A 25,521-nucleotide genomic window follows, 5' to 3' on the forward strand; every position below is an offset into this window, starting at 1 on the left:
TTCCAAGCGTCCTAACAGCAATTCGGCGTTTTACCTATACGGTAAGGCCGTGCCACAGGCGCTTTATGCCTACCGTCGGATTTCTTGTTACTTGTATTTGCCCCCCTATTAGATACTGGGGGCTTGAGGCGGCCGGCTAACGCCGACCGCCGCCGCTCGCGCTAGCGGCTTTCGCGCTGCACGCCGCGCACGGCGGCGATGCGTTGCAATACCCTTCCGGAAGGTCTGTGAGAACTTTCGCTCTCAACATATACAGACTGTTTGTAGGACGTATTTTGAAACTGAAAGTTGAACTGTAACAGGATCTTAACATGAACCTGATTTATTCATAGGTTTGTGAAATACAACCATAGGCTCAATAGCGACACTAACTTCGCCATGCCGAATCAATACACCTTGATTTTGGCCAACTTATTCAGAGTCGGCGTCGCCAAATAGACCGAACGTATTTCAACACTTCGGCCAGGCCCGACCATTTAGTTGCTTTGGTCACATTTGCAAAATATCGTTCAACACATTGCCTATAAAGCCACTAAAAACTTGGCTTGAAGCTAAATGTAGGACGATTCGGTGCGCATGATGCGTGATCTTACCCGTAACATGGAGCAATTCAAAGCGCAAGGTTGCGATTGTCTTTCGTGCGTCAAAAGGTATCAAAATGAGTTTGAATAGTTGAACGATGTTGTAAGCAACAGCACTGATCAAGGCCCTAGCAGCGTTCATCGTAAACGAGTGACTGTCAGTCTTGTCGAAAGCAAAACCGGCTTTCAATTCTTTGATCAGATCTTCGACTCTTCCGCGTTGACGATAGCGGGTGATCAATGTTTCACACGGAATCTTCGTATCATTAGTGACCAATAAAGACCAATAAAGTATGATCGTCCCAAAGAAAAGACTCAGCCTTACTTTCAGAATGCACGATCACGCGATAATTATCCGCCCAAGTTTTAACTTGATAGTCCAGTTCGTGGTCTTCACTTTGAAAATCAGTCGTCATCTCAGTGGCTTGAGTTGCCGTTGTGGTGAGTTCGTTAATGCGGTTATTCTTCTTCAGCCGGACAATAAATTTAACACTGCGCTTGGCACAGGCTGCATAAAACTCTGGCTTGGCAAAGCCTGAATCACCGCGGACTGTGATGTTCATATCAGGGCGTAAGGCTTTAAGATGATCAAGGATCGGGGCGATGAACGTATCAGCATCGCTACTGGTATAGACGTTACCCGGGCGCAACTGCGCACCTAGTAAAAGCCCGGTGGCATCATCAAAAACCAGCAGAGGGTGATAGCCATTAGCTGAATAATGACCATTATAGGTTGCGTGTTCTTGATGGCCGAAGGTATCCGAGTGTGTGGAGTCGATATCAAGGATCATTTCAGTGCGTGAAGGATCTTTAAGGACCACATCAGCCAGTTTCAGTAACAGGTTTTGGGTTTCAACCAGATTATCTTGAGTCAGGCTTGCGATGAAACGTGAAATAGAAGCTTGAGAGGCCACACCATACTCACCTAAAGCAATCCTAATAGCAGGATCCTGACGCCAAGTATTTGCCGCAGAGTCAGTGCAATAACCGGCAATCCGGAGCATAAGCGTAAATTCAAATAGATATACGAAAGAGATCTTGGCAAATTTTCGCTCATCATTAAAGAAAATCGTATTACGAATCAAGTTTTTGAGGTGGATCCGATTGGTAAATTAAATTGGTAGTATCATTCCAGCATCATTGGATAATTGTCCGGCGTCGTTGATAACAGATAAATGAGGATTGCATTGAAGTGAAGTTGCGCGTAGTCTAAGCATTGTGTTATGGCCTTCATATTGTTGGTTTTCAGCGACTCTACAATATCACAAGACCGCACCCAGTGGGTGAAAAACACAAAGCAGCGCAACTTCATGCCAGTCATGAGGTTGCGCTGTATTTTGTCGTGTTTAAGAATAATCCAGGCTAAATGTTCTCCCGCTCCGAAGTCTGTTATACTATGCTTTATCGTATAAATTTTAAATTTTAATGAATTTCTTTAGGGGGAATAGGTAATGCTATTTGTAAAGGATATGTTCGTGCTACTAGTCGCCGTTGAGGCATTGCTGATAATGCTTCTCGAGATGTTTGGCACCCAAACAAAAATGGCCCGTAAGGCTTTTGACTTGTCAAAAGGATATCTTGCCACCAAAGAAGCCAAATCATCGATGGCAAACCAAGGACTATATAATGGATTTATCGGTGTAGGCTTGTTATATGCTCGATATTGGCTCAGTGGTGGTGCCTCCTACCACGTTCAGATTTTATTCGTGGGTTTTGTCGTGCTTGCTGCCGCTTTTGGATCACTGACAGCTAACAAGAAAATCATATTTACACAGGGTAGTCCCGCAATCGTAGCGCTTTTTATGCTTATATTTGTACACTGATGTGCTCCTCATAGTAAGATAAACTTTGGCTCCTAGAGAAACGGTAAGAATCGTTAGATATGCCAGTTAATTCTGATGAGGATAAGCTATTGAAAGTATTATTGGCCTGCCATCCGGCGGGCTTTTTGATTGCAAAAAAATAAGCCCCATATAGGGACTAGGGTGTACTAATTGGTATGCACATGGTTGGTACACGTGACTACTCTGTGGTCTTTCATGACGTGCAAGTTATATGGGCCTCGCCTCTAGAATGAGTTATTATTGAGTGCCACGGGTGCTCAAAATATCGGTATAAAAGCATTTCTAGTTTTGGGCTTGTCACTGATTTGCACTGATTTTCAAACCTAGGTGATTATCTAAATAGCTAGGCAGACGCCAGCCAATTCATTATGAGGCGCTGTTTTTAATTTTCAGAACGTCCCCACTCTGCTATACTTCTTTTCGTAACATAAAATTTGGAGGCATTCAAAATGATTAAAGAATTTAGAGACTTCATTATGCGTGGCAACGTTCTAGATCTTGCTGTAGGTGTCATTATTGGCGGTGCGTTCACCGCTGTTGTAACTTCCCTGACCAAAAACTTGATCAACCCAATTATTTCTATGTTTGTAGGTAAGGCTGATTTAAGTAAGCTATATTTTACAATTTTGAACGCAAAATTTACGTATGGCAGCTTTCTTAACGACGTCATTAACTTCTTGATCACTGCTTTTGTAGTCTTTATTATTGTCAAGACGGTTAATCGTATTATGCCGTCTAAAAAACCTGATGCTCCTGTTGTTTCGAAGGAAGAACTCTTACTTACACAGATTCGCGATTTACTGCGCAATTCACAATGAGCTATCGTAAGTAGTAAGAGGGAATAGATATCTTCGGCTTTCTTTTTGGCCTTAACTCCTGTATACTTACAATTATTAACAAAGAATATATTTAATGGGAGGGATTTACATGCACTTCATTTGGTCACTAATTGTTGGCGCAATAATCGGTGCTATTGCTGGCGCTATTACAAGCAAAGGAAAATCGATGGGTTGGATTGCAAATATTATTGCTGGGCTCATCGGATCATCTATTGGTGAAGCACTACTCGGCCATTGGGGTCCTAAACTTGCTGGTATGGCAATGATTCCATCGATAGTTGGCGCAGTGATTGTCGTAGCGGTTGTATCATTCTTTGTTGGTAGATCTAAAGATTGATTGGAGGTCATATGCATGGATGCTTTAAAATCAATTTTTACATTTATGGTAGCCAGCACTTTGCTGGTTGGAGGAGCTCTGGTAGCTGGTACAATTTTGGCAGCCAAGGAAATAGATAAGGCTGGGGATAAATTGCAGGATTCGATTCATGACTAATGATATACGGGCCGTCTGTGATAGACACACGTTCGCAAAATCCTGCTGAAAGCGTAACTTTCAGCAGGATACGGTACGGTTGAGGTACGAGAAGACTTGATGCTACACACGGAAAAGGGTATCGTGGTTTAAGATGCATCGAAATTAACCCCAGCTCGGCATGTCAATTGGCATGCCGAGTTTTTTTACTCCCTCAATTGTCAAATCAAGTGCAACACTTTATAACCAATTCTTGTTAGTGGTATAGCTTATGCCATATTGGGGTAATAGTCGCAAGGACGAAACCAGCCCAGTGAGCGCCTTGGGCGATGATTCAACGCCGACTGTGCTGGCTGGATCTCATCAAGGGTTACGTTCTTGAATGACTTTCCTTTTGGGAAATACTCACGTAGAAGGCAATTAGCATTCTCATTTGATCCACGCTCCCAGGGTGAGTACGGATGATCAAAGTAAATCTTCGTGCCAGTCACGCGAGCCAAAGCCGAGAACTCTGAACCATTGTCGAACGTAATGGTATCTAACTCCCTGGCCCCATAAGAATCGATTGTCTCCTGAAGCGCCCGACGGCAGGTCTCAGCGTGGTAGTCAGGTAGCTTAACGATTATCTCAGTACGGGAGTACCGCTCTGTCAACGTCATCAGTGCTGGGTCACTTTCAACTCGCTTTCCCTTGACCAGGTCGCCCTCCCAGTGGCCGACTCCTAGACGGTCGTCAACGGCCTTTGGCCGATTCTCAATCGACTCACCGAGCTTATGCTTGTTAGTGCGAGCGTGGCGCAATCCTGGTCGCTTGATGCGACGCCGTAACTTGACGGGTAAATCTAGGTTGGTGATTGGGAGCAGACCTGCGTCAACCCTTGCTACAAGCGGACTATCACAAATGCAAGCTCGACAAAAACATAACTAAATATCTATTGCCCTTATGATGATATTTTAGCAAACGAGAAAAACTAGTCCGAAATCTCATCATAAGAGCAAGTGTGTTAATCAGTCCGTATTAGATAGTTTTCCGTCGACAATTTTGTAGACATTATCAGAAAACTCTCGCAGACGATCATCGTGCGTGACGATGACGACTGCTTTTTCCTCGTCATGCGCAATATTGGCAAAAAGTTGGCCAACTTCTTTGACACGTGCCGTATCTAAGGCTGCCGTAGGTTCATCGGCTAGGATGATCGCCGGGTCTGTATAAAACGCACGGGCAATTGCAACGCGCTGTTGTTGACCGCCAGACAATTCGCCAGGGTATTTGTTTAATAATTTTTGAATGCCTAGCGTTTCAATAATTTTGTCAAATCCATCTTGACTGAGGTTATTGTTAGGCTTTACCTGGTCAACAAGTTTGAATTGGTCTGCTACGGTTAAATATGGCACAAGATTGTACGCCTGCAAGACGAAACCGATTTGTTCAAGTCGTCTTTTTTCGGCTTCTTTGGTACTCAAATCACTGATATCGTGGCCATTCAAACGAACTGAGCCGTCTGTTGGTGTTTGTAACCCGCCTAAAATGGTTAGCAAGGTACTTTTACCAGATCCTGAAGGCCCAATGATAAGCGACACCTCACCAGCTTTAAACGCTAAACTGACGTCTTCTAGTGCCGTAACTAAATTGGTTTTCTGACCAAATTGTTTCGTCACGTGTTCAAGGGCTAGTTTTTCTTCACGCATCTTTTTAACCTCCAATTACTGATACCGGATCAATCTTACTAATCACACGAATCGGAATGATTGCACCCAGTAACCCGGTTACCATCAATCCGACCGCAATGAGTACCATCAATCCCCAATCAAATGCCATTGGTACGCTATCTGGAATCCCAAATTCAGTTAATGCCGATAGTACGGCACCAACGACGATACCAGTTGCCATGATAAAGAACGTCTCAAATAACGTATTTTGGGCCAAAAAAAGATTTGGAATGCCTTGTGCACGCAAAACTGCCAAGTTAGGCAATTTTTGAACCGTTAGAATGTAGAGGAAGATGGTAATCACAATCAATGAAATGACAATCAGGAATCCAATCATGAGACCAAACGTCGCTTTTTGCGGTGTATAACCTGGCAATTTATTGATAAAGGCTTGGTATGAATAAGTCTTTAATGCTTTATCATCGACCGATTGTGACGTTTTTGAAGCAACGACGCTACCCTGGAATTGATCTGACACGCCCTTAATGATACGCCATTGCGCTAACTCGCCATAAATAACAGGTGCGGTGTTATACGTGGCATTTTTCGCATAACCCACGATTTTATATTTCGTATCAGATAACCCAATCGAAATTTTATCCCCCATACCGTAAATATCCTTATCAACTGAGTCAGCGAGGACGACTTCGTTAGCTGCCTTTGGCAAGTTCCCCTTGGTTAATTGTAGGTTTTTAGCGATGTACTCGTCGTTATTCATCCCAACGAATTGTGCGGATTCACGTTTTCCGCCAATTTTCATATTAACTGGTGTAATGCCAAGTGTTGCGGTTTTGTCGTCGCTTAACTGATCAACCTGTTTCGTTGTCAGTAATGACTGTCCGGCATTACCATTAGCGTCTTTGGTCATTACAAACGACTTAGACTGCCAGCTGTCCACCGCTGCGGTGTTAGCTGTTGCCAGCCCGAGCGCCAGGGCACTTAAAATGAAAATCAAATAACTGATTAAGACGACGACTGTTAGAATCAAGCCGTACCGTAGTTTTTCTTTTTTAATCTCTCTAATTGCTAAAAACATTTGTTCCTCCTGTATTTGTTGAAGTTCAACAAACTTACTATACACAAGCATACATGATATTATGATGAGATTACAAAATGATTTTTCTAGGATGTGTCTTCAAACTATCTAGTCATTAACACTATTGACGCAGCGTAAACAAATGTTCGGAACACATATGACGTCTTATCGTAGCAAGTAGCTACCCGTCTAACATGTTTAAGCCGATTAAAGAAACACTCAATTGAATGTCTTTCTTTATATATCCACCAGTCTACTGACCATGGTTCTCGATTATTCTCTTTTGGTGGGATTGTATACTTTCCGCCTTGGCTCGTGATGAATTCTCGAATTGCTTTACCACCGTATGCTTTATCGGCAACGACATTAACCCCAGTCAACTGAATGGTTTTCAATAATTCAAGCGCTACGGGACCGTCATGACGATTGCCTTCTGTTAACATAAATTTAACCGGGTTTCCCAATGCATCGACCAGCGCATGTATCTTAGTTGAATTACCACCAACGGAACAACCAATATTATTGCTTTCAAGTTTAGGACCGCTTTGTTTAGCACCGGCACTATGCTGATGCGCAATAACAGCCGTCGAATCAATATGCAGGTATTCCATATCCGCGTCCTAGCGAAGCGCGCGGAAGATACATTCCAATACACCATCGCGGCCCCAGCGGGAAAGCCGTGTATAAACCGACTTTCATGGTCCAAATCGTGCAGGTAAATCACGCCAAGGCGCACCAGTCCGATTGATCCACAGAATCGCATTTAACATGGTCCGATTATCTCGTAATATTGGACGACCTGTACTTTATGGTGGAAATAATGACTCGATCTGGGTCCATTGCTCATCAGCGATCTCATAGCGATGAGTAAGCATCACAATCAGCCCTTTACTCCAACATATCAGATTCAGGCCGTTTCGTACAACTAGTAGGCAATTCGCGAATATTTTTGAGTTTGAAGACACATCTTAATTTATATTGTTAACTTGATGTGGCTTTGATTACGGTTACACAGTTTAATCATACCAAACTTCCACCGTTTATTCCACTTGTATAACAATGTGTTCAAACGTAACCTAAAAACAGACGCTCCATGTGTTCGACTGAAAAACTGGTTATTCAGTATAAGTCCAAAAGGCGCAACAGCACCCACGACTTGAACGGCATCGATTGAAAGCCGCAAACCAAACACGCTTGCGGCCATCTAACAATTTAAGGACCTGCTTCAAAAAATCAAAACTATAGACATTCGCAAAGGATAAAGAACTGGAAGCTTGTTTGCCACGAAATTTAATTCACAAAGAGTAGCCATGTTACGGATAGCGTATACAAAAATGCCGCAAAGCATCCGAAAGGTTTGGCTCCATCCTAATTTTGGAAAATGATGGGTGGCTTCATCGGTAGATCACCGTTAAGCACCTCTAATAGGCTCTTGTCGATGTCGCGCTAACCCGGCATGGCAGTTCTGAATGTACCCGCTTATATCTGTGCACAAAGCTACCAACGCTGCGGATTCGAGGAGACACTATGAGCACCACCATAAGCTCTGCGTAGGATTCTGAGCACTGCTCTAAGTGTGTGCCTGGACAACACACAGCACGGTTCTTCTCGTATACGGCAACACCGGTTTCGGCAAAGTAACGCTGGTAGTGTCTGCCAGCACCACGGATCTGTTCGGTATTGCCACGCCTGAGTTCACTGCTAACTGTAAACTTGTTGCGATAAATCTGCTCGGCGGTTTGAGCGATGACGAAAGCAGCTTGATGGAGTGCTTGAAGCTTCCCCCGTTCGTCTAAACTGAGTTATTGATGTTGTCCTGTCGTGCTAATCTGAGAGTGGGCCATGATGGCTCCTTTCTTATATGCATAAGGTGCTTATAAGAAAGGAGTCATCATGACCTTTTTGGTCTAGTCTATAAGCTTTTGCACTTCAAGTTAAAATCGGAGTTACAAGAAGCCTGAACTCAGTATAACGTTTTGCTAGTTAAAAAAAGAAGCCAACAACGCTTCTCTTTTTTCGTGGGGTGGCACGTTTGTGGCACATTCCATCAGCACATTATATAATATTGATTTAGCAAAGTGTCCTAAAGGGCGGTTTACACCGCGATTCTAAATTTCATTCGTTTGAGACGTTTATTTCCCGGGAAATAGATAATCCCAGTAGTAACCAGAACGAATAATAACCAACTGGCACCTTCTGCGTGACTACTTGCCCACGCAGAACTGTGTGAAGAGGGTGGTGATTAGTTCATCTGGTGCAGCTTCGCCGGTGATTTCACCAAGCTTGTCCCACGCGCCGGTGAGGTCAATTTGGATTAAGTCCACGGGCATCCCCGCATCAATTCCGTCAAGCACCGCCTGCAAGCTCGTCTGCGCCTGCCGCAGCAGCCCAATCTGGCGGGCATTCGTTACAACCACGTTCGTTTGACTATTTTCGATGCCGCCAAAGAACAACTTGGCGATGCGCCCTTCGAGCTCGTCAACACCAATCGCGGTCAGGATGCTCGTGCTAATCAACTCGCTCGGCTCCACGTACTGCGCCAATTCACTCGGCGTAATGGCGGATTTTAGATCTTGCTTGTTGAGCACAACGATTCGCTTCTTGGCCTTAGTTTCGGTGAGCAGCTCCCGGTCTTCATCCGTCAGTGGCTCGCTGGCGTCGAGCACCAGCAAGACCAGGTCAGCCGCGGTCAGGGCCTTGCGTGACCGCTCCACCCCAATTTTTTCGACCTTATCGTTCGTGTCGTGGATACCGGCCGTGTCAACCAGCCGCAACGGCACACCACGCACGTTGACGTATTCTTCCAGCACGTCACGGGTCGTTCCGGCAACATCCGTCACAATCGCCTTGTCTTCATGCAGCAGGTAGTTAAGCAGGCTGGACTTACCCACGTTGGGCCGACCAACTATGGCGGTGGCCAGACCCTCACGCAGGATTTTCCCGCCCTGAGCCGTTTGCAGCAAGCCGTCGATGCGCTTGCTGGCGTCCCGGGCGCAATCGCCCATCGCCTGCACCGTCATCTGATCCGTATCGTATTCGGGGTAGTCGATATTCACTTCCACTTGGGCGAGAACATTCACGATGTCCTGGCGCAAGTTGCCGATGAGCTGGCGCAAATTACCGCCAAGCTGGTCCACTGCCACCTGCGCCGCGCGGTCGGTCTTGGCGCGAATAATATCCATGACCGATTCCGCCTCGGTAAGGTCAATTCGGCCATTGAGGAACGCCCGCTTGGTGAACTCGCCCGGCTCCGCTGGCCGTGCGCCCGCCGCAATCAGCAACTGGAGCACGCGGTTTGTGGCCACAATACCCCCGTGCGTGTTTATCTCCACGACGTCTTCGCGCGTGAAGGTCTTCGGCGCCCGCATAACGCTGACCATGACCTCATCGATGGTCCGCTTAGTCTGCGGATCCACAATGTGCCCGTAATTAATCGTGTGGGTGGGTACTTTGGTCAGGTCCTTGCCCTTGAACACCGTGTTTGCCAGTTCAACCGCGTCATCCCCAGATAGGCGCACAATTGAAATGGCCCCCTCACCAGGGGGAGTAGAAATGGCCGCAATGGTTTCGGCAACGTATTTTGGCATGAAATCGACCTCCATTTATTTAATAACACCAACGCCGGATTTTTTCGCACAAAAAAAGTGCACTCCTCCCCTGTAAATTCAGGGAAGACTCAGCACTTTGACTACTTCATCCGGTATTTAACTGTTTTCTACTATACAACTGTAAGCAAGCTAGGGCAAGCCTCGCCGTTGACAGCCGGTAATCCGCACCGCGCTAGTTTAAGTCGTTCGGGCTGGGCATCGCTTCACCCAGAATAATTCCACAATCATGGCCATTTGATACACGACATATTTTTAAATAGGCGCATTTCCACTAAATCTGCGCATATATAAAAATATGTCCTGTCTAGTGGGCGCCATTTCCGAAAATTGCGCATCGTACGTGTGCCCAGAATCCTGCAGCATGTTGGCCAGTTCGTGTTCACACCTTTTTTCGCGGGACCATGTGCCATGTGCGTAACGCTAACCGCAGCGGAATCACGAGGGCTAAGCTGCCAATTAGCGGCGTGAAGATCATGACGTAACCGCCAGCGGTGATGCTTGAATACCGCGTAAGCACGATGAGCCACAGCGTGACGGTCCCCGTCAGGCCCAAGGTGCAAGGCAACCAGCGTAAGTAGTTGTCAAGACGAAGCCAAAAGCTGCGTTTCTTTGCCCGAACCACGTCCGCATCGGTTTGACCATGGAGCAAATAATCAGTTAAAACGTTAATAACAGCACTGAGCCTTTCGATATCCACCAAACTGGGCTCAGACCGCCCCGTTTCCCAATTCGAAATTGTCGCCCGCGTAACTACCAATTGTTCCGCCAGCTCGCTTTGCTTTAGGCCAGACGCACTGCGTAACTGCTTAATTTGTTCCCCAACCGCCATCACAATCGCCTCTTTCTGGCCCCATTGTAACCACGAACAGTCCAAAACTCACGCGCAGAATCTTGTCATGCGCTGAATCAACAAAAAAAGCCGCGGAAAAATCGCTGACGCTGATGGTCAACAGTTTTCCGTGGCTTAATTCTACCTTCTTGGCACGACCACAACGTACCGGTGTGGCTCCACACCCTCGGAGCGCGTCGTCGCGTACTGGTTGTCCTGCAATTCATGGTGAATGGCTTTACGCTCAAACGATGGCATCGGGTCGAGGTAGACGGTCTTGCCGCTAGCCAAAACTTCCCGCGCCGTTTTTTGTGCGAGCCGCCGTACGCTCTCATCGCGCCGCTGCCGGTAATCACCGACATTGAGCATAATGGTCCACTTGGCGCGCCCACGGTGGTTAAAGAGCGTCTGAGCAAGGAATTGGAGTGAGTTAATCGTCTTCCCGTGCTTACCAATGAGTAACGCGTCTTTATCGGCATCAATTTGGAACATTACCCCACCGGAAATATGCTTTTGCGTCACTGCTGCCTGGATGCCCAAGGCCGCAATGCTGTGTTCGAGGTATTCCTGCACCGCTGCCAGCGCTTCGTTGTTGATTTGTTGCCGCTTCTCCCGCCGCTTTTTTTCGGCAAGTTCAGCTGCGGCTTCGTCCGTCGCCGCTTCCGCTGGCGCTGGATCCTGCTTCGTCTGCGCGGACGCGGGTGCAACCGGAGCTGCTGCAGCCGGTTCCGCAGCTGGCGCAGTAACTGGCTGCTCCTTGGGGGTGATTGTCACCTTCGCTAACCGGGAACCAAACCCCAAGAACCCGCGCTTGGCATCGTTCACCACGTCAATTTGAACGTCATCTTGTGTTAGTTGCAGCGCCTGCAATCCCGCTTCAATCGCTGCTTCAATCGTTTTTCCTTCGTATGTTGGCATGGTGTTTCCTTTCTGTGCCCGTTAGCGAACACAAATAATGCAATTTAGCCGTTAATGTATTTATTTTACACCTTTAACCCCAGTCAACCACCCCCAGTGCTAAGTGAAAGGCCACTGGCGAAGGATTGCGCACATTAACGGCATAATGTGCCACCGATAATGACCACACCGGCCGGAACGGTGTAGCTAGCATGGTACAGGCGCAGCATTAACAACTCCCCAACCGGCGTATACATCAGCAAAAAAGCAGCCGGCGTTTTTCGCCGACTGCTTTTGCGTTATATTCTGAAGAATTACCGCTTGCTAAGTGCACGCTTCTTGGCTTTCCGCAGAGCCTTTTCGCGGGCCTTTTCTGCTGCAACCTTTGCTTCACGTTCTTTGCGGAGCTTGAATGGGTTTTGCAGAATCAATTGCTGAACCAGGGAGAATGCGTTGGTGACAACCCAGTAAATGGTAACAGCTGATGGTAACTTGAGGGCAATGATGAAGATGAAGATTGGCATCCCAATGGTCATCGCCATACTCATCCCGTTACGAACTGGCTGTGCCAACATGGACATGTAGCTGGTGAGTCCGGTGAAGAGCGCTGCCAGAATCATCGTGATGTACAGGGGGTCAGGATTACCGAGTTGCATCCACAGGAACGTCCCCGCCTTCAGGGATTCGGTCCGGTAGATGGCCTGATACAAGGCAAACAGGAATGGCATCTGGACCAGCATTGGCAGGATACTCATCATCGGCCGCACACCGTTGTCGGCGTATAGCTTCCGGGTTTCCTTCATCAACTTTTCTTGAGTCTCAGGATCCTTGGACTTGTATTTTTGCTGGATTTCCTTCAGTTGCGGGGTGATTTCGGACTGCTTGGTCATGCTCTTCATGGACATGGCAGACAGTGGGAAAATCACAATCCGGATAATCAGGGTAAAGGCGATAATCCCCATCCCGTAGCTGCCACCGAACAGAGCAGACAACCACTTGATGAATTGTGCCGCGTTGTAAATGACGTACCGATCCCAAATCCCGGTGCTGTGGACATCAACTGGACTAGTACCACATCCAGCCAGGGTTACGGCAACTAGCAACATTGCCCCAACCGTTAAAATACGTTTTGCTTGCTTACTCACGGATAATATCCTCACTAGTTATTATTTTTCGCCTATTAATATAGTCGAGCTGTGCTGGGCAAAAGTGCCGTAGCTGCAACAAAACACGTTGCGGCTAGCCTTCTTTTGGTTGCCCATCTTCGTTCTGCGGTGCATCAGCCAAAATACCAGCCAATTTCAACGCGTGTGCAAGATTTTTCTTGCTGGCAGCCATGTCGAGCTGGCTGGCACCGCGACGAGCGATAATTAGGAAGTCAGTTTGCGGATTAATTTGCGGTTTAAGTTCAAGCAAACTCTGGCGAATGTACCGTTTAATCCGGTTGCGAACGTTAGCCCGGTGGCCGATCTTCTTGCCCACAGAAATGCCGACGCGGAAGTGTTTCGCCTCTGGCCTGGCAATGTGGTATACGACGAAGTTCCGGTTCGCCACGGATTGACCGTTGTCGAATACGTCTTGGAATTCGTCTTCACGTTTAATGCGGTAAGATTTGCGCACCGTTTCTTCCTCCGTCTAAGTATACCCCAGCAAGCGCTATCCTGCAGTAACATCTATGTTCTTGTCACTACGCCCGATTTGCGCAGCTGGGGTTCATGTTAATTGATTCTTTCCCGTAATGCCTGATCCTATTAGAAAGCAACTAATCCTGCCTAATATTACCAGAAAAAAAGGGTGGACCAAGACAAATGTCCTGGCCCACCCTTTAAAATCGCAGCTGATTGCCAATTAGGCAGCCAGAACCTTGCGACCCTTAGCGCGACGACGAGCCAATACGCGGCGGCCGTTCTTAGTACTCATGCGCTTCATGAAACCGTGAACGCGTTCACGGTGACGCTTCTTAGGTTGAAAAGTACGCTTGGTGGTCATTGTTGCACCTCCTCATTCTAAACTTCTTATGTTCATTTCGATTACAAACACTTTAAACAAAGTTTGATTATACTGGTCAATTGCCTCCGCGTCAACCACTAACGCCGAAACCGCGGGCAGTATCTCGTTTTATTGCGTAAAAATGTGCCGCTGAAAAAATTTTTTTGGTGAAATTTCGGGTGAAAATACAAGGAAGTTTTCGGTGCTAATCGAATTTATCCACAAGTTCAAAATCAACGGATGCGCAAACCGGCCCCGGTCGATAATGGGTGTGGATAACCAAAATGGCGCTTTGACCCCCAACAGGTTGTACCTGAGTTATTCGCAGGTCCCCAAATAAATCACAGGATTGGGGATAAACTATCCACACGTTTGAACATTCCTGTGCAAAACCTTGTGAAACAGCAATGCACCGGGATTTAATTTTGTCACACTCGTGTGCATAACCTTGGAGCCAGCTGCTTTTTACGCACTAAATCACCGAGTTGTGGACATCTTTTCCACAACACTGTCAATTCTCTGAATTAGGCTTTGTGAAACATGTGCATAGTTTATTTCTCCTCTTTTTTAGTGGCTTTGCCTGTGGAAAACTTTTTTAACAAATGCTAAACTCAAGTTTGTAAGTTTTGCGCCGGTACCGTTTATTTTGCGGCGTAAACAAAAAGCAAACTTCACAGGCTGCGTGGTCCGTGCAGATTCTGTGCAGTTTGGTGCGCTTAAAAGTCATGGTCGCCATCCCGGTCGGCCTGAATCAAAAATTTCGTATGACGCGGTATTTGCTGAGCAAGTATCGCGTTTATACCCGTTAAGGAGCTGAGAGGAATGGATGAATTATGGGCTTACATAGTCGATCACTTCCGCGAAACAATGTCCTCCGTGGCCTACACCACGTGGATTGAATCGGCAAAACCCATCCGTTTAACCGCCGATACACTTGAAATCCAGGTACCAGACCAACTGCACCAAACATACTGGCAGAAGAACCTGGCCGTAAAGGTGGTCGAAGCCGCATACTCCTTCAACGATACGGAGCTGTCCCCGGTTATTACTATTAAGAGCGACGACCCTGAACCAAACGTAACTGACAATGCTGAACCCGCACGCCAAACCGTGCCCACACCAACCTTCAAAACTGAATCGCACCTTAACAGCCGGTACACCTTTGAAGATTTCGTTATCGGGAAGGGTAACCAGATGGCCCACGCCGCCGCGTTAGCCGTTTCCGACGAACCCGGTACGCTGTACAACCCGCTATTCCTATATGGTGGTGTTGGTCTGGGTAAGACGCACTTGATGCAGGCAATTGGGCACCATATGTTGCAAAACAACCCGAACGCAAACGTTAAGTACGTCTCCGGCGAGGACTTCACCAATGATTTCATCGCGTCCATCCAGACCAAGCGGCAAGAGCAGTTCCGCCAAGAGTACCGCAACGTGGACCTGCTACTGGTCGATGATATTCAGTTCTTCGGCGACAAGGAAGGAACGCAGGAAGAATTCTTCCACACGTTCAACGCGCTGTTCAACAATAAGAAACAAATCGTCCTGACCAGTGACCGGTTGCCCAACGAGATCCCCAAGTTGCAGGATCGGTTGGTCTCCCGCTTCAAGTGGGGCTTGTCCGTTGACATCACGCCGCCTGACCTCGAAACGCGAATTGCAATCCTGCGCAACAAAGCGACCGACGAGGGCCTCGATGCACCGGAAGATACCTTGCACTACATCGCGGGCCAAATCGATAGTAACGTTCGGGAGCTTGAAGGGGCACTGCTGCGCGTCAAGATTTTTGCCGAAACGACCAAGTCGCCGATTACAACCAGCCTCGCTGCCGACGCGTTAAAGACCCAAATCTCCGGTAAAAACACACAGCTGACGATTACCGAGATTCAGGAAATGGTCGCCAAGTACTACCAGGTTTCCGTCACCGACATTAAGGGCCGCAAGCGCGTCAAGCAAATCGTGATGCCACGGCAAATCGCCATGTACCTCGCCCGCGAACTGACCGATAGCTCCTTGCCTCAAATTGGGCGGGAGTTTGGCGGCAAGGACCACACAACTGTGATCCACGCGGTCGACAAAATTGAAAAAGCAATGCACCTAGATGAAGATTTGAAGGCCTCGATTATTGAGCTCAAAAACAAGCTGAAGAATCGGGGGTAACCGCCCGCCCGTAATTGAGGCGCGGCGCTGATTTAATCCCATGTGGACAAATGTTAGTAACCCCTAAAAGTTATGCACACACAATCCACAAGCATTTCGGCTGTGTCACGGGGCCAATTCAGACTTTTCCACAGGTTCCCCAGCCCCTACTACTGTTACTCTCTTTTAATTACTATATCTATGTACCCTGGAGGTCACCACCAATGAAATTCTCTATTAATCGCTCCAGCTTCCTCAAGACGTTCGGCGATGTCAGTCGGGCAATCAGTTCAAAGACCACAATTCCCGTACTCACCGGTCTTAAGATGGTTGCAACCACCGCTGGCCTAACCCTGACCGGATCCGACGCCGATATTTCCATCGAAGCCATGATTCCTGAAGATAGTGAAGACAACACCCTAACCGTTGAAGAACCTGGTGCCATCATTTTGCCGGCACGATTCTTTGGTGAAATCGTCAAGCGCCTGCCCGAGGACAACATGACTGTGGCCATTGGCGAAAACCTGCAGGCGACCATCACGAGTGGTGCCAGCGAATTCACCATCAACGGACTCGATGCCGCAACTTATCCACAATTGCCAGAAATCAGCAGCGACCGGTCCTTGAAGTTGAACGCAGACATCTTCCACCAGATTATTGGCCAAACGGTCATCGCGGTTTCGACTCAGGAAAGTCGGCCAATCCTGACAGGGGTGCACATTTCTATCCAAAACGGCACGCTGGTTGCGGTGGCTACCGATTCTCACCGCCTTGCGCAGCGCAGCATTGACCTTGAAGGTGTCAACACGGATGCCGACTTCATCATTCCTGGACGCAGCTTGACCGAACTTGGCCGGATGCTCACGGATGATGTGGCCGAGGTTGAACTGCGCATTGCTGACAACCAGGTACTCTTCACGATTGGCCAGACGGCGTTTTACTCCCGGCTGCTTGATGGTAATTACCCGGACACGACGCGGCTCATTCCCACCACGTCCAACACGCGCATCGAATTCTCCGCACCAGCACTGCTCGCCGCCATCAACCGGGCCAGCTTGCTTAGCCACGAAGGCCGCAACAACGTTGTTCGGCTGAACATCGAGGTCGGCGCCGGCCGCGCCACCCTGTTTGGGAACTCTCCAGAAATCGGGAATGTTGAAGAACAGCTTAGCTTCAACAAACTCGAAGGGGACGACCTTGAGATTTCGTTTAACCCTGACTACATGAAGGTTGCACTGCAGGGCCTTGGCCAAAGTACAATTGAGGTTGCCTTCACCGCACCACTACGGCCGTTCACCTTGGTCCCAAGTGAAGACAAGGAACACTACATTCAGTTGATCACGCCAGTTCGGACGTTCTAGGGTTGCTTCCGTTCAGATAACGTCCAGCGTTATTTAATCAAATCAGACAAGCAACCAGGGTCCACACTCCGCAAATCGGGGTGTGGACCTTTTTTTGCCCCGTAATATTGGGAATTAGTGACTGAATTTGGCCAATGAAAATCCTTTTTTGATTAATGAAAAAGGTGGCCGATTTTTGGTGGCCGTGGCAAAAGCCAATAAAACATGCCTGGACGGGTAAAAATTTGCCCTTTTTGGCGCATGACGGCGTAAAACGGCCGCTGTGGCTTTCTACGCTTTTTTAGTCTCGGGGTACGGGCTACCCATAAAGATTAAATATGGCCCCAAGCCGCGCCATTTCGTTGTTAATTGTGGCAAAAATCGCTATAATAGAAGATGTAATGTTTTCGGCTGATACATATGAAAACACGTGACAATTAAGCAGTTCGGTAAAGTGCGAGGCTTGCAGATGGATTTGCTAGCGGACAGGGGTGAATAGAATGCAGACAATTACAATTTCCACGCCGTACATCACTTTGGGCCAGTTTCTGAAGGAAGCCGGCGTGATTGATTCTGGCGGGGCAGCCAAGTGGTACTTGGCCGAAAACAGCGTTGAAATTAACGGTGTCGAGGACAACCGGCGCGGGCGGAAGCTTGTGGCGGGCGACAAAGTTATTCTAAACGACGGGAATCAGTTCACCCTGGCTCAGGAATAATATGTACCTGAAACACTTGGAACTGCGGAACTACCGGAATTATGCGCGCGTCAGCACCGATTTCTCCCCGCAGATTAACGTGCTAATTGGTAGCAATGCGCAGGGAAAGACCAATCTGCTCGAGAGTGTGTACGTGCTTGCCCTCACCCGCAGCCACCGGAGTAATAATGATCGGGATTTGATTAACTTTGGTGCCGATTTTGCCCGCATCGACGGGCGGGTTAGTCGCAAACGCGGCAATACCGACTTGCGACTAGTAATTAGCCCCCAGGGTAAGCGTGCGAAGGTGAACAACCTCGACGCGCCGAAACTGTCGGCGTACATGGGTAAGCTCAACGTGATTTTGTTTGCACCCGAAGATTTGAATCTCGTGAAGGGCAGTCCCACGTTGCGGCGCCGGTTCATCGACATGGAGTTCGGCCAAATGAGTCCGGCGTACCTAGCCAACCTGTCGCTATACAAGAAGGCGCTGAAGCAGCGCAATGCGTACCTCAAACAATTGAAGTTCCACCAGGCGAAGAGCCAAACGTTTCTTGACGTGCTGACGGACCAGGTTGCCCATTATGGTGGCCTAGTGGTGGCGGCACGGGCTAAGTTGCTGCAGGACATGGGCAAGTTTGCGCAGGTCATTCACAGCGACATTACGCGCGGCGGCGAACAATTGCAGTTGCACTATGTTAGCCAGGTCAAGGACGAAGCCGTCGTGGATGCGGACATGGCAACTGCGCGCCTGCAGGACCTGTACGCCAAAAACCGGAAGCGGGAATTGGAACAGGGAACCTCACTAATTGGGCCCCACCGCGACGACGTGCAGTTCATCGTCAACGACCGCGATGTGGCCACGTTCGGTAGTCAGGGCCAGCAGCGCACCACCGCGCTGGCCGTCAAACTGGCCGAGATTGACCTGATGAAGCAGGAAACGGGCGAATACCCAGTGTTATTGCTCGATGACGTGTTGTCGGAGCTTGATGATGACCGCCAAACGCACCTGATGAAGGCAATCGAGGATAAGGTGCAAACCTTTCTGACGACCACGAGTCTGGATGGCATTGCCCGGGAAATAATTCATGATCCGGCGATTTTTCACGTCGATGCGGGGCAGCTAACACGGCTGTCTGCCGACGCGGTGCTGCGCGAGAAGAGCGACAAGCCGGATCAATAACGTGTAATTAACTGGTGCGCGATTTGCACCATTGAAAAAAGTTGTGAGTTGTTTGCAACTACAGGAGGTAAAACTGTGGCGGAAGCTGATATTGAGAAAGAAACCAAGGCCGAACGGGCTGCGGAATACGATGCCAGCCAGATTCAAGTGCTCGAAGGACTTGAAGCTGTCCGTAAGCGGCCCGGAATGTACATCGGGTCAACTGGTGTGCAGGGCCTGCACCACCTTGTGTGGGAAATCATTGATAACGGGATTGACGAAGCCCTTGCTGGATTTGCCTCAACGATTGACGTCGTGGTTGAACCCGACAACTCGGTAACGGTCACCGATAATGGTCGCGGGATTCCCGTTGACATTCAGGCCAAAACCGGACGCCCAGCCCTTGAAACTGTGTACACCATTTTGCATGCCGGTGGTAAATTCGGCGGTGGCGGGTACAAGGTTTCTGGTGGGCTCCACGGGGTGGGGGCATCCGTTGTTAACGCCCTGTCCACGCACGTGGAAGTCGAAGTCGCTAAGAATGACAAAATCTACCGCATTACGTTCAAGCGCGGCAAGGTGGACAAGCCGATGTACGTGGTCGGCCCGGCTCCAGCAGACTTCAAGCATGGGACCAAGGTTCACTTTGTTCCAGATCCCGACATTTTTACCGAAACCACGGTTTACGATGACAAAATCCTGACCACACGTATTCGCGAACTGGCCTTTCTGAACAAGGGCCTGCGCCTGACCTTCACCGACAAGCGCAAGGACACCGCGGAAAAGCTCGAGTTCTTCTATGAAGGCGGGATTCGCCACTACGTTGAATACCTCGACAAAGGAAAAGAAACGCTGCTGCCAGAACCGGTTTACGTTGAAGGACAGCAGGACGGCATCACCGTTGAAGTTTCCCTGCAGTACACGGACGGGTACGCGAGCCAACTGCTTACGTTTGCCAACAACATCCACACGTACGAAGGGGGAACGCACGAGGCCGGCTTTAAGACCGCGCTGACGCGGGTGATTAACGCCTATGCCCGCAAGAGTGGGGCGCTCAAGCCTAACGATGACGCATTGTCCGGGGATGATGTGCGTGAGGGGATGACCGCAGTTGTTTCCATCAAGCACCCAGACCCACAGTTTGAGGGCCAGACCAAGACCAAGCTCGGTAACTCCGACGCGCGGACGGTCACGGACCGCATGTTCTCCGAGCACTTCAACAAGTACCTGATGGAGAACCCATCGGCGGCCAAACTCATCATTGACAAGGCCATGCTCGCATCCAAGGCGCGGCTTGCGGCGAAACGGGCGCGTGAAGTTACCCGGCGCAAGAGCGGTCTCGAAATCTCCAGTCTGCCCGGCAAACTTGCGGACAACTCCAGCAAGGACCCAGCAATTTCCGAATTATTCATCGTCGAAGGGGACTCCGCTGGTGGGTCCGCGAAGAGTGGCCGGAGTCGTTTGACCCAAGCCATTCTGCCAATTCGGGGTAAAATCCTGAACGTGGAAAAGGCCAGCATGGAACGCATCTTGGCCAACGAAGAAATTCGGACGCTGTTCACTGCCATGGGGACCGGTTTTGGTGAAGAATTCGACGTTGCGAAGGCACGCTACCACAAGCTCATCATCATGACCGATGCCGATGTCGATGGTGCGCACATTCGCACGCTGCTGCTCACGCTGATTTACCGCTACTTACGGCCACTGCTGGAAGCGGGCTATGTCTACATCGCCCAGCCACCACTGTACCGGGTACGCCAGGGGAAGATGATGCAGTACCTCGATTCCGACGCCGAGCTGGAAAACCTGCTCGGGCAGTTGCCACCAAGTCCAAAGCCGGAAATCCAGCGGTACAAAGGGCTTGGGGAAATGGATGCCTCGCAGCTTTGGGACACAACCATGAACCCAGAAAACCGGCGACTCCTCCGCGTTTCCGCTGAAGATGCCGAAGAAGCCGAGAAGGTTTTTGAAGTGCTGATGGGGGACAAGGTTGAACCACGGCGCAAGTTCATTGAAGACAACGCCGTGTACGTTGACGCCAAGAACATTGACGCCTAACCCGGTCGGCAGTGCCTCCGCAACTGCAATTTAACTCTAAATAAGCAAAAATCTAGAAACACACGATGACGCCGCGAAGATTCTAATTAAAAATTCGCGCACGTCATAGCAAGGAGGGAAAGATGGAAGAGCAGGATCACCGCATTGAGACCGTGAAACTCGTGCCAACAATGCGCAAGTCGTTCCTTGAATACGCAATGTCCGTTATCGTTGCGCGTGCACTTCCCGATGTCCGCGACGGACTGAAGCCTGTACAACGACGTATCCTTTACGGGATGAACGAACTCGGGGTAACGCCCGAAAAGCCCTACAAGAAGTCCGCACGTATTGTTGGGGATGTCATGGGTAAGTACCACCCACACGGGGACTCTTCGATTTACGAAGGGATGGTCCGCATGGCGCAGGACTTCTCCTACCGGTACATGCTGATTGACGGTCACGGTAACTTCGGGTCCGTCGATGGTGACGGTGCCGCCGCAATGCGGTACACCGAAGCGCGCATGAGTAAAATCACGCTGGAAATGCTCCGGGACATTAACAAGGATACCGTGGATTGGCAGGATAACTACGATGGTACCGAAAAGGAACCCGTCGTTTTGCCTGCCCGCTTCCCGAACTTGCTGGTGAACGGGGCAACCGGGATTGCCGTGGGGATGACCACGAACATTCCGCCGCACAACTTGGCAGAAGTTATTTCTGCCCTGCACATCTTGATGGACAATCCTGATGCCACGACCGCTGACTTGATGACGGCTCTGCCTGGCCCCGACTTCCCAACTGGTGGTGTGGTAATGGGCAAGACCGGGATTCGTAAGGCTTACGAAACTGGTCAGGGGACCATCACCGTGCGCGCTAAGGTTGAAATCGAGCAGGACAAGAATGGCCGCGAACGCATCGTGGCCACCGAAATCCCGTACATGGTCAACAAGGCAAAACTGGTTGAACGGATTGCGGACCTCGCCCGGGATAAGAAAATCGAAGGCATTACCGACGTCAACGATGAATCTGACCGTGACGGGATGCGCATCGTTGTCGATGTGCGCCGCGACATGTCCGCCAACGTCATTTTGAACAATCTGTACAAACTGACGCCACTGCAGACCGGGTTTAGTTTCAACATGGTGGCAATCGTGAACGGGGCGCCAAAGACCCTGCCACTGAAGTCCATCTTGGAATACTACCTGCAGCACCAGGAAGAAGTTATTCGGCGGCGGACCGTCTTCGATTTGAAGAAGGCCAAGGCACGCGAACACATCCTGGAAGGGTTGCACATCGCGCTCGACCATATCGACGAAATCATCAACATCATTCGTGGCTCCCAGACGGGGGATCAGGCCAAGGCCATCTTGATGGACAAGTTCAATCTGTCCGACAAGCAGAGCCAGGCCATCCTCGACATGCGGCTGGTTCGTCTGACCGGTTTGGAACGCGACAAGGTTGAAAACGAGTTGCGGGACGTCCGGGCGGCCATCGCTGATTACCAAGATATTTTGGCTAAGCCCGAACGCATCCACCAGATCATTTACCAAGAACTGCTGGATATCCAAAACAAGTTTGGCGATAAGCGCCGCACCGAACTGCGCGTTGGTGAAGTTCTGTCCATAGAAGACGAGGACCTCATCGAAGAAGAACAAGTGGTGATTGCGCTCACCCACAACGGTTACGTTAAGCGCCTGCCACAAGCAGAGTTCAAGACGCAAAACCGTGGTGGCCGCGGGATTCAGGGCATGGGCGTCCACGATGACGACTTCATGGAACACCTGATTTCAACCTCCACGCACGATACCCTGCTCTTCTTCACGAACCAGGGGAAGGTCTTCCGCAGCAAGGGTTACGAAATCCCTGAATACGGCCGGACCGCAAAGGGGATTCCAATTGTGAACCTGCTCGGCCTCGGTTCCGGGGAAAAGATTCAGGCGGTCATTAACGTGCCACGTGGCCGTGAAAATGACGACTTCCTGTTCTTCATCACGCAAAAGGGGACGGTTAAGCGGACCGCGGTTAGCGAATTTGCCAACATCCGGAGCAACGGCCTCATCGCGCTTTCCCTGCACGATGGCGATGAACTAAGCAACGTGCTGCTGACGGACGGGGATGCTACCATCATCATCGGCAGCAAGTCCGGTTACTCGGTCACGTTCAAGGAAACCGCCGTGCGGTCCATGGGCCGGTCCGCAGCTGGTGTGCGGGGGATGAACCTCCGTCCTGGCGACAGCGTTATCGGTAGCGATGTCCTGAAGCCAGGAAGTCACGTCTTCGTGATTTCCGAAAATGGTTACGGGAAGCAAACCAAGGCTGAAGAGTACCCAATCAAGGGTCGTGGCGGTAAGGGGATTAAGACCGCTAACATCACCGAAAAGAATGGTCAGCTCGCTGGTCTCACCACCGTTGACGGCGATGAAGATATTCTCGTGGTGACTGACGCCGGGGTTATGATTCGGTTCCACGCCGAGGATATTTCCGAAACCGGTCGTTCTGCCATCGGGGTCCGCCTGATTCGGGTCGACCAGGGCGCTAAGGTTGCCACCATGGCAAAGGTTGCCCCAGACGACGATGAAGACGACGAAGACAGTGCAGCAACGCCTGCAAGTGCGCCAGCAGCTGATGGTGCAATGCCAGCTGATGGCACCGTCGATGGACAAACGGATGCGCAGGTCCAAGACCTTCTGCACCGCGCCGAAGATGATCAAGACGACAAGCAGTAATGCACCCAAAAAGGTTCGCGGGTAACTGCGTACTTTAAATTTAAGCCCCTGAGTTTGGCCGTAGTTGGCTGAACCTGGGGGCCTTTTTTTGCTGTAATTAATTTCGACGTTGACTTTCGGCAAACCAAATTCTGATCTGAACTTAAATAAAATAATGGGGGGATTCAGATGAGCTTTTTGGACAAAATGGGCAAGACACTGAAAGGTGCAGCGGATAAGGTGCAACAAAGCGATGCGTACGCCAAGCTGACCAGCGACGAGACCAAGGAAAAGCTGCGCACGGCCGGTGATGCGGTTGCACACGGCGTGGTTAAGGGCGCGTCCAAGGTCAAAGAAGAAGTTAACAAAGGTGCCGCCCGTTACGATGAGCGCCACAAGGACTAATTAAACCGCAGTAAGATCGGTGGGGTTGTTCTACCGGTCTTTTTTTGTCTGCGGTAGCTGCCGTATAATCGAAGTGTACATAAAAACTAGCGGCATACCGTTATTAGGAGGAAAAAGATGGATTCAATCGAACGCATTAAGAAGTTCAGTAATGCAAACGGGGTCGCGGGCTTCGAACAGGAAGTGGTGCGCCTGTTTGCTGAGGACACTAAGGGTCTCGGCGAACTTACCGTTGACGGCATGTTCAACGCGATTTTGCGGCGGTCCGAAAACACCGGAAAAAAGCCCGTGGTGCAACTAGATGCACACTCGGACGCAGTGGGGCTGCTCACCCAGGCGGTGCGGCCAAACGGGATGTTGAAGTTCGTCACGCTTGGCGGCTTTGTGCCCACGAACTTGCCCGCGATGAAGGTTCGGGTCCGCGCCAAGGACGGCCAGTTCTATCCCGGCGTGGTCGCAACGAAGCCACCGCACTTCATGACCGCTGCGGAGCGTAACGCCGTACCCCAAATTGCCGAAATGTCCGTTGATATCGGTTCTTCCAGCCGCGAAGAAACCATTAACGATTTTCTGGTTGATACCGGGTGCCCAATTTTCGTGGACGTTGACTTTCAGTACAACGAAAAGAAGAGGCTGCTCTTTGGCAAAGACTTCGATGACCGCCTTGGCGCTGCCGCCATGTCCGAAGTGATGCAGCAGATTGCGGGCAAGGACCTCGGCGTGGACGTGGTTGCCGGCCTGTCCGCCCAAGAAGAAGTTGGCCTGCGCGGGGCGTACGTTGCGGCGCGCAAGATTGAACCCGACATCGCCATCGTGCTTGAGGGTGTGCCCGCCGACGACACGTTTGAACCCGACTGGCTGTCCCAGACGCGCATGGGCGGCGGCCCAATGCTGCGGGACTACGACACCACATTCATCGCCAATCAGCCGTTCCAGAACTACGCAACGGGTCTGGCGGATCAGCTCGGCATTCCGTACACCCGCGCGGTGCGCACCGGGGGCGGCCAGGATGGCGCGGCGATTGGAAACTGGAAGGGTGTGCCAACCATCGTCGTCGGCATCCCCGTCCGCTACGAACACACGCCGTACAACTGGGCAAGCCTTAGTGACTACCAGAACTCAATTAAACTGACCACGGCGCTACTGGAACGGCTCGACAAAGCAACAATTGACGGCTTTTCTGCATTCTAGCGGTAAGGGTGCCGGCTAAAAGCAATAAAAATCGCTGAATGAA

At 49.9% G+C, this 25,521-nt stretch carries 22 protein-coding genes and 2 pseudogenes; 12 read left to right on the forward strand and 12 right to left on the reverse strand.

Annotation, left to right across the window (positions count from 1 at the left end):
- Positions 1 to 489 precede the first annotated feature (489 nt).
- Both EKN00_RS11165 and EKN00_RS08215 read right to left on the reverse strand, forming a co-directional pair.
- Positions 490 to 858, reverse strand: a complete 369-nt coding sequence (locus tag EKN00_RS11165) for a transposase (protein WP_421825682.1) — start codon at positions 856 to 858, stop codon at positions 490 to 492.
- On the reverse strand, positions 848 to 1,681 hold the full coding sequence (locus tag EKN00_RS08215) for an IS1380 family transposase (protein WP_127849655.1): 834 nt from the start codon (positions 1,679 to 1,681) through the stop codon (positions 848 to 850). Before EKN00_RS08215 ends, EKN00_RS11165 begins: the two co-directional genes overlap by 11 nt.
- Positions 1,682 to 2,032: 351 nt before the next feature.
- On the opposite strand from EKN00_RS08215, the gene EKN00_RS08220 reads away from it, so the two are divergent.
- The 4 genes from EKN00_RS08220 to EKN00_RS10860 all read left to right on the forward strand — a co-directional run bounded on the left by EKN00_RS08220 (position 2,033) and on the right by EKN00_RS10860 (position 3,757).
- Positions 2,033 to 2,404, forward strand: coding sequence for a DUF1304 domain-containing protein (locus EKN00_RS08220; protein WP_125572534.1), 372 nt, complete (start codon positions 2,033 to 2,035; stop codon positions 2,402 to 2,404).
- Between the two features lie 470 nt (positions 2,405 to 2,874).
- Positions 2,875 to 3,243: a large-conductance mechanosensitive channel protein MscL gene (gene mscL / locus EKN00_RS08225; RefSeq protein WP_124974717.1), complete on the forward strand. Its 369-nt coding sequence runs from the start codon at positions 2,875 to 2,877 to the stop codon at positions 3,241 to 3,243.
- Between the two features lie 109 nt (positions 3,244 to 3,352).
- Positions 3,353 to 3,601, forward strand: coding sequence for a GlsB/YeaQ/YmgE family stress response membrane protein (locus tag EKN00_RS08230; RefSeq protein WP_124974719.1), 249 nt, complete (start codon positions 3,353 to 3,355; stop codon positions 3,599 to 3,601).
- Between the two features lie 15 nt (positions 3,602 to 3,616).
- Positions 3,617 to 3,757 carry a hypothetical protein gene (locus EKN00_RS10860; protein ID WP_164507541.1) on the forward strand — a complete coding sequence of 47 codons (141 nt, stop codon included), beginning with the start codon at positions 3,617 to 3,619 and terminating at the stop codon, positions 3,755 to 3,757.
- 248 nt (positions 3,758 to 4,005) lie between these two features.
- Here the strand turns inward: EKN00_RS10860 and EKN00_RS08235 are convergent.
- The 10 genes and pseudogenes from EKN00_RS08235 to rpmH form a co-directional block, all read right to left on the reverse strand.
- A pseudogene (locus EKN00_RS08235) lies at positions 4,006 to 4,629 on the reverse strand (IS30 family transposase); the annotation flags it as partial.
- Positions 4,630 to 4,743: 114 nt separating this feature from the next.
- The gene (locus EKN00_RS08240) at positions 4,744 to 5,424 is read right to left on the reverse strand and encodes an ABC transporter ATP-binding protein (RefSeq protein WP_124974721.1); all 681 of its coding nucleotides are present in this window, start codon (positions 5,422 to 5,424) and stop codon (positions 4,744 to 4,746) included.
- A gap of 4 nt (positions 5,425 to 5,428) precedes the next feature.
- A complete protein-coding gene (locus EKN00_RS08245) occupies positions 5,429 to 6,481 on the reverse strand; it encodes an ABC transporter permease (RefSeq protein WP_124974723.1) in 1,053 nt (350 codons plus the stop codon).
- Positions 6,482 to 6,585: 104 nt separating this feature from the next.
- Positions 6,586 to 7,356: pseudogene (locus tag EKN00_RS08250) on the reverse strand (IS5 family transposase).
- A 1,329-nt stretch (positions 7,357 to 8,685) separates the two neighbouring features.
- On the reverse strand, positions 8,686 to 10,068 hold the full coding sequence (mnmE, locus tag EKN00_RS08255) for a tRNA uridine-5-carboxymethylaminomethyl(34) synthesis GTPase MnmE (protein ID WP_127849656.1): 1,383 nt from the start codon (positions 10,066 to 10,068) through the stop codon (positions 8,686 to 8,688).
- 400 nt (positions 10,069 to 10,468) lie between these two features.
- Positions 10,469 to 10,918 (reverse strand): helix-turn-helix domain-containing protein, encoded by a 450-nt coding sequence (locus EKN00_RS08260; RefSeq protein ID WP_127849657.1) that lies wholly within the window; start codon positions 10,916 to 10,918, stop codon positions 10,469 to 10,471.
- Positions 10,919 to 11,059: 141 nt separating this feature from the next.
- A complete protein-coding gene (jag, locus tag EKN00_RS08265; RefSeq protein WP_127849658.1) occupies positions 11,060 to 11,836 on the reverse strand; it encodes an RNA-binding cell elongation regulator Jag/EloR in 777 nt (258 codons plus the stop codon).
- Between the two features lie 293 nt (positions 11,837 to 12,129).
- The gene (locus EKN00_RS08270; protein ID WP_164848080.1) at positions 12,130 to 12,921 is read right to left on the reverse strand and encodes a YidC/Oxa1 family membrane protein insertase; all 792 of its coding nucleotides are present in this window, start codon (positions 12,919 to 12,921) and stop codon (positions 12,130 to 12,132) included.
- A 133-nt stretch (positions 12,922 to 13,054) separates the two neighbouring features.
- Entirely contained in the window at positions 13,055 to 13,435 is a 381-nt protein-coding gene (gene rnpA / locus EKN00_RS08275; protein ID WP_127849660.1) for a ribonuclease P protein component, read from the reverse strand.
- A gap of 228 nt (positions 13,436 to 13,663) precedes the next feature.
- On the reverse strand, positions 13,664 to 13,804 hold the full coding sequence (rpmH, locus tag EKN00_RS08280; protein WP_054679051.1) for a 50S ribosomal protein L34: 141 nt from the start codon (positions 13,802 to 13,804) through the stop codon (positions 13,664 to 13,666).
- Between the two features lie 813 nt (positions 13,805 to 14,617).
- Between rpmH and dnaA the strand changes: the two genes are divergently transcribed.
- From dnaA to EKN00_RS08320, 8 genes are all read left to right on the forward strand, one after another.
- Positions 14,618 to 15,964, forward strand: a complete 1,347-nt coding sequence (gene dnaA, locus EKN00_RS08285; RefSeq protein ID WP_164848081.1) for a chromosomal replication initiator protein DnaA — start codon at positions 14,618 to 14,620, stop codon at positions 15,962 to 15,964.
- 203 nt (positions 15,965 to 16,167) lie between these two features.
- Positions 16,168 to 17,304 carry a DNA polymerase III subunit beta gene (gene dnaN, locus EKN00_RS08290; protein WP_127849662.1) on the forward strand — a complete coding sequence of 379 codons (1,137 nt, stop codon included), beginning with the start codon at positions 16,168 to 16,170 and terminating at the stop codon, positions 17,302 to 17,304.
- Between the two features lie 479 nt (positions 17,305 to 17,783).
- Positions 17,784 to 17,999, forward strand: coding sequence for a S4 domain-containing protein YaaA (yaaA, locus tag EKN00_RS08295; RefSeq protein ID WP_127849663.1), 216 nt, complete (start codon positions 17,784 to 17,786; stop codon positions 17,997 to 17,999).
- Between the two features lies 1 nt (position 18,000).
- On the forward strand, positions 18,001 to 19,161 hold the full coding sequence (gene recF, locus EKN00_RS08300) for a DNA replication/repair protein RecF (protein WP_127849664.1): 1,161 nt from the start codon (positions 18,001 to 18,003) through the stop codon (positions 19,159 to 19,161).
- 75 nt (positions 19,162 to 19,236) lie between these two features.
- Positions 19,237 to 21,198, forward strand: coding sequence for a DNA topoisomerase (ATP-hydrolyzing) subunit B (gyrB, locus tag EKN00_RS08305; protein WP_127849665.1), 1,962 nt, complete (start codon positions 19,237 to 19,239; stop codon positions 21,196 to 21,198).
- 122 nt (positions 21,199 to 21,320) lie between these two features.
- Positions 21,321 to 23,903, forward strand: a complete 2,583-nt coding sequence (gene gyrA / locus EKN00_RS08310; protein ID WP_127849666.1) for a DNA gyrase subunit A — start codon at positions 21,321 to 21,323, stop codon at positions 23,901 to 23,903.
- Positions 23,904 to 24,071: 168 nt separating this feature from the next.
- Positions 24,072 to 24,287, forward strand: a complete 216-nt coding sequence (locus tag EKN00_RS08315) for a hypothetical protein (RefSeq protein ID WP_127849667.1) — start codon at positions 24,072 to 24,074, stop codon at positions 24,285 to 24,287.
- 117 nt (positions 24,288 to 24,404) lie between these two features.
- Positions 24,405 to 25,478, forward strand: a complete 1,074-nt coding sequence (locus EKN00_RS08320) for a M42 family metallopeptidase (protein WP_127849668.1) — start codon at positions 24,405 to 24,407, stop codon at positions 25,476 to 25,478.
- The last annotated feature ends 43 nt before the right edge of the window (positions 25,479 to 25,521 follow it).

This window comes from Lacticaseibacillus hulanensis, assembly GCF_004010095.1.
GTDB lineage: Bacteria > Bacillota > Bacilli > Lactobacillales > Lactobacillaceae > Lacticaseibacillus > Lacticaseibacillus hulanensis.

Bases quoted from the DNA above. Each gene is read 5' to 3' on its own strand.
- EKN00_RS08320 (WP_127849668.1), top strand. From the start codon at position 24,405: ATGGATTCAATCGAACGCATTAAGAAGTTCAGTAATGCAAACGGGGTC.
- rpmH (WP_054679051.1), bottom strand. From the start codon at position 13,804: ATGACCACCAAGCGTACTTTTCAACCTAAGAAGCGTCACCGTGAACGC.
- recF (WP_127849664.1), top strand. From the start codon at position 18,001: ATGTACCTGAAACACTTGGAACTGCGGAACTACCGGAATTATGCGCGC.
- gyrA (WP_127849666.1), top strand. From the start codon at position 21,321: ATGGAAGAGCAGGATCACCGCATTGAGACCGTGAAACTCGTGCCAACA.
- EKN00_RS08240 (WP_124974721.1), bottom strand. From the start codon at position 5,424: ATGCGTGAAGAAAAACTAGCCCTTGAACACGTGACGAAACAATTTGGT.
- EKN00_RS08245 (WP_124974723.1), bottom strand. From the start codon at position 6,481: ATGTTTTTAGCAATTAGAGAGATTAAAAAAGAAAAACTACGGTACGGC.
- dnaN (WP_127849662.1), top strand. From the start codon at position 16,168: ATGAAATTCTCTATTAATCGCTCCAGCTTCCTCAAGACGTTCGGCGAT.
- EKN00_RS08230 (WP_124974719.1), top strand. From the start codon at position 3,353: ATGCACTTCATTTGGTCACTAATTGTTGGCGCAATAATCGGTGCTATT.
- EKN00_RS08260 (WP_127849657.1), bottom strand. From the start codon at position 10,918: ATGGCGGTTGGGGAACAAATTAAGCAGTTACGCAGTGCGTCTGGCCTA.
- yaaA (WP_127849663.1), top strand. From the start codon at position 17,784: ATGCAGACAATTACAATTTCCACGCCGTACATCACTTTGGGCCAGTTT.
- mnmE (WP_127849656.1), bottom strand. From the start codon at position 10,068: ATGCCAAAATACGTTGCCGAAACCATTGCGGCCATTTCTACTCCCCCT.
- jag (WP_127849658.1), bottom strand. From the start codon at position 11,836: ATGCCAACATACGAAGGAAAAACGATTGAAGCAGCGATTGAAGCGGGA.
- EKN00_RS08270 (WP_164848080.1), bottom strand. From the start codon at position 12,921: ATGTTGCTAGTTGCCGTAACCCTGGCTGGATGTGGTACTAGTCCAGTT.
- EKN00_RS08220 (WP_125572534.1), top strand. From the start codon at position 2,033: ATGCTATTTGTAAAGGATATGTTCGTGCTACTAGTCGCCGTTGAGGCA.
- EKN00_RS08315 (WP_127849667.1), top strand. From the start codon at position 24,072: ATGAGCTTTTTGGACAAAATGGGCAAGACACTGAAAGGTGCAGCGGAT.
- EKN00_RS10860 (WP_164507541.1), top strand. From the start codon at position 3,617: ATGGATGCTTTAAAATCAATTTTTACATTTATGGTAGCCAGCACTTTG.
- mscL (WP_124974717.1), top strand. From the start codon at position 2,875: ATGATTAAAGAATTTAGAGACTTCATTATGCGTGGCAACGTTCTAGAT.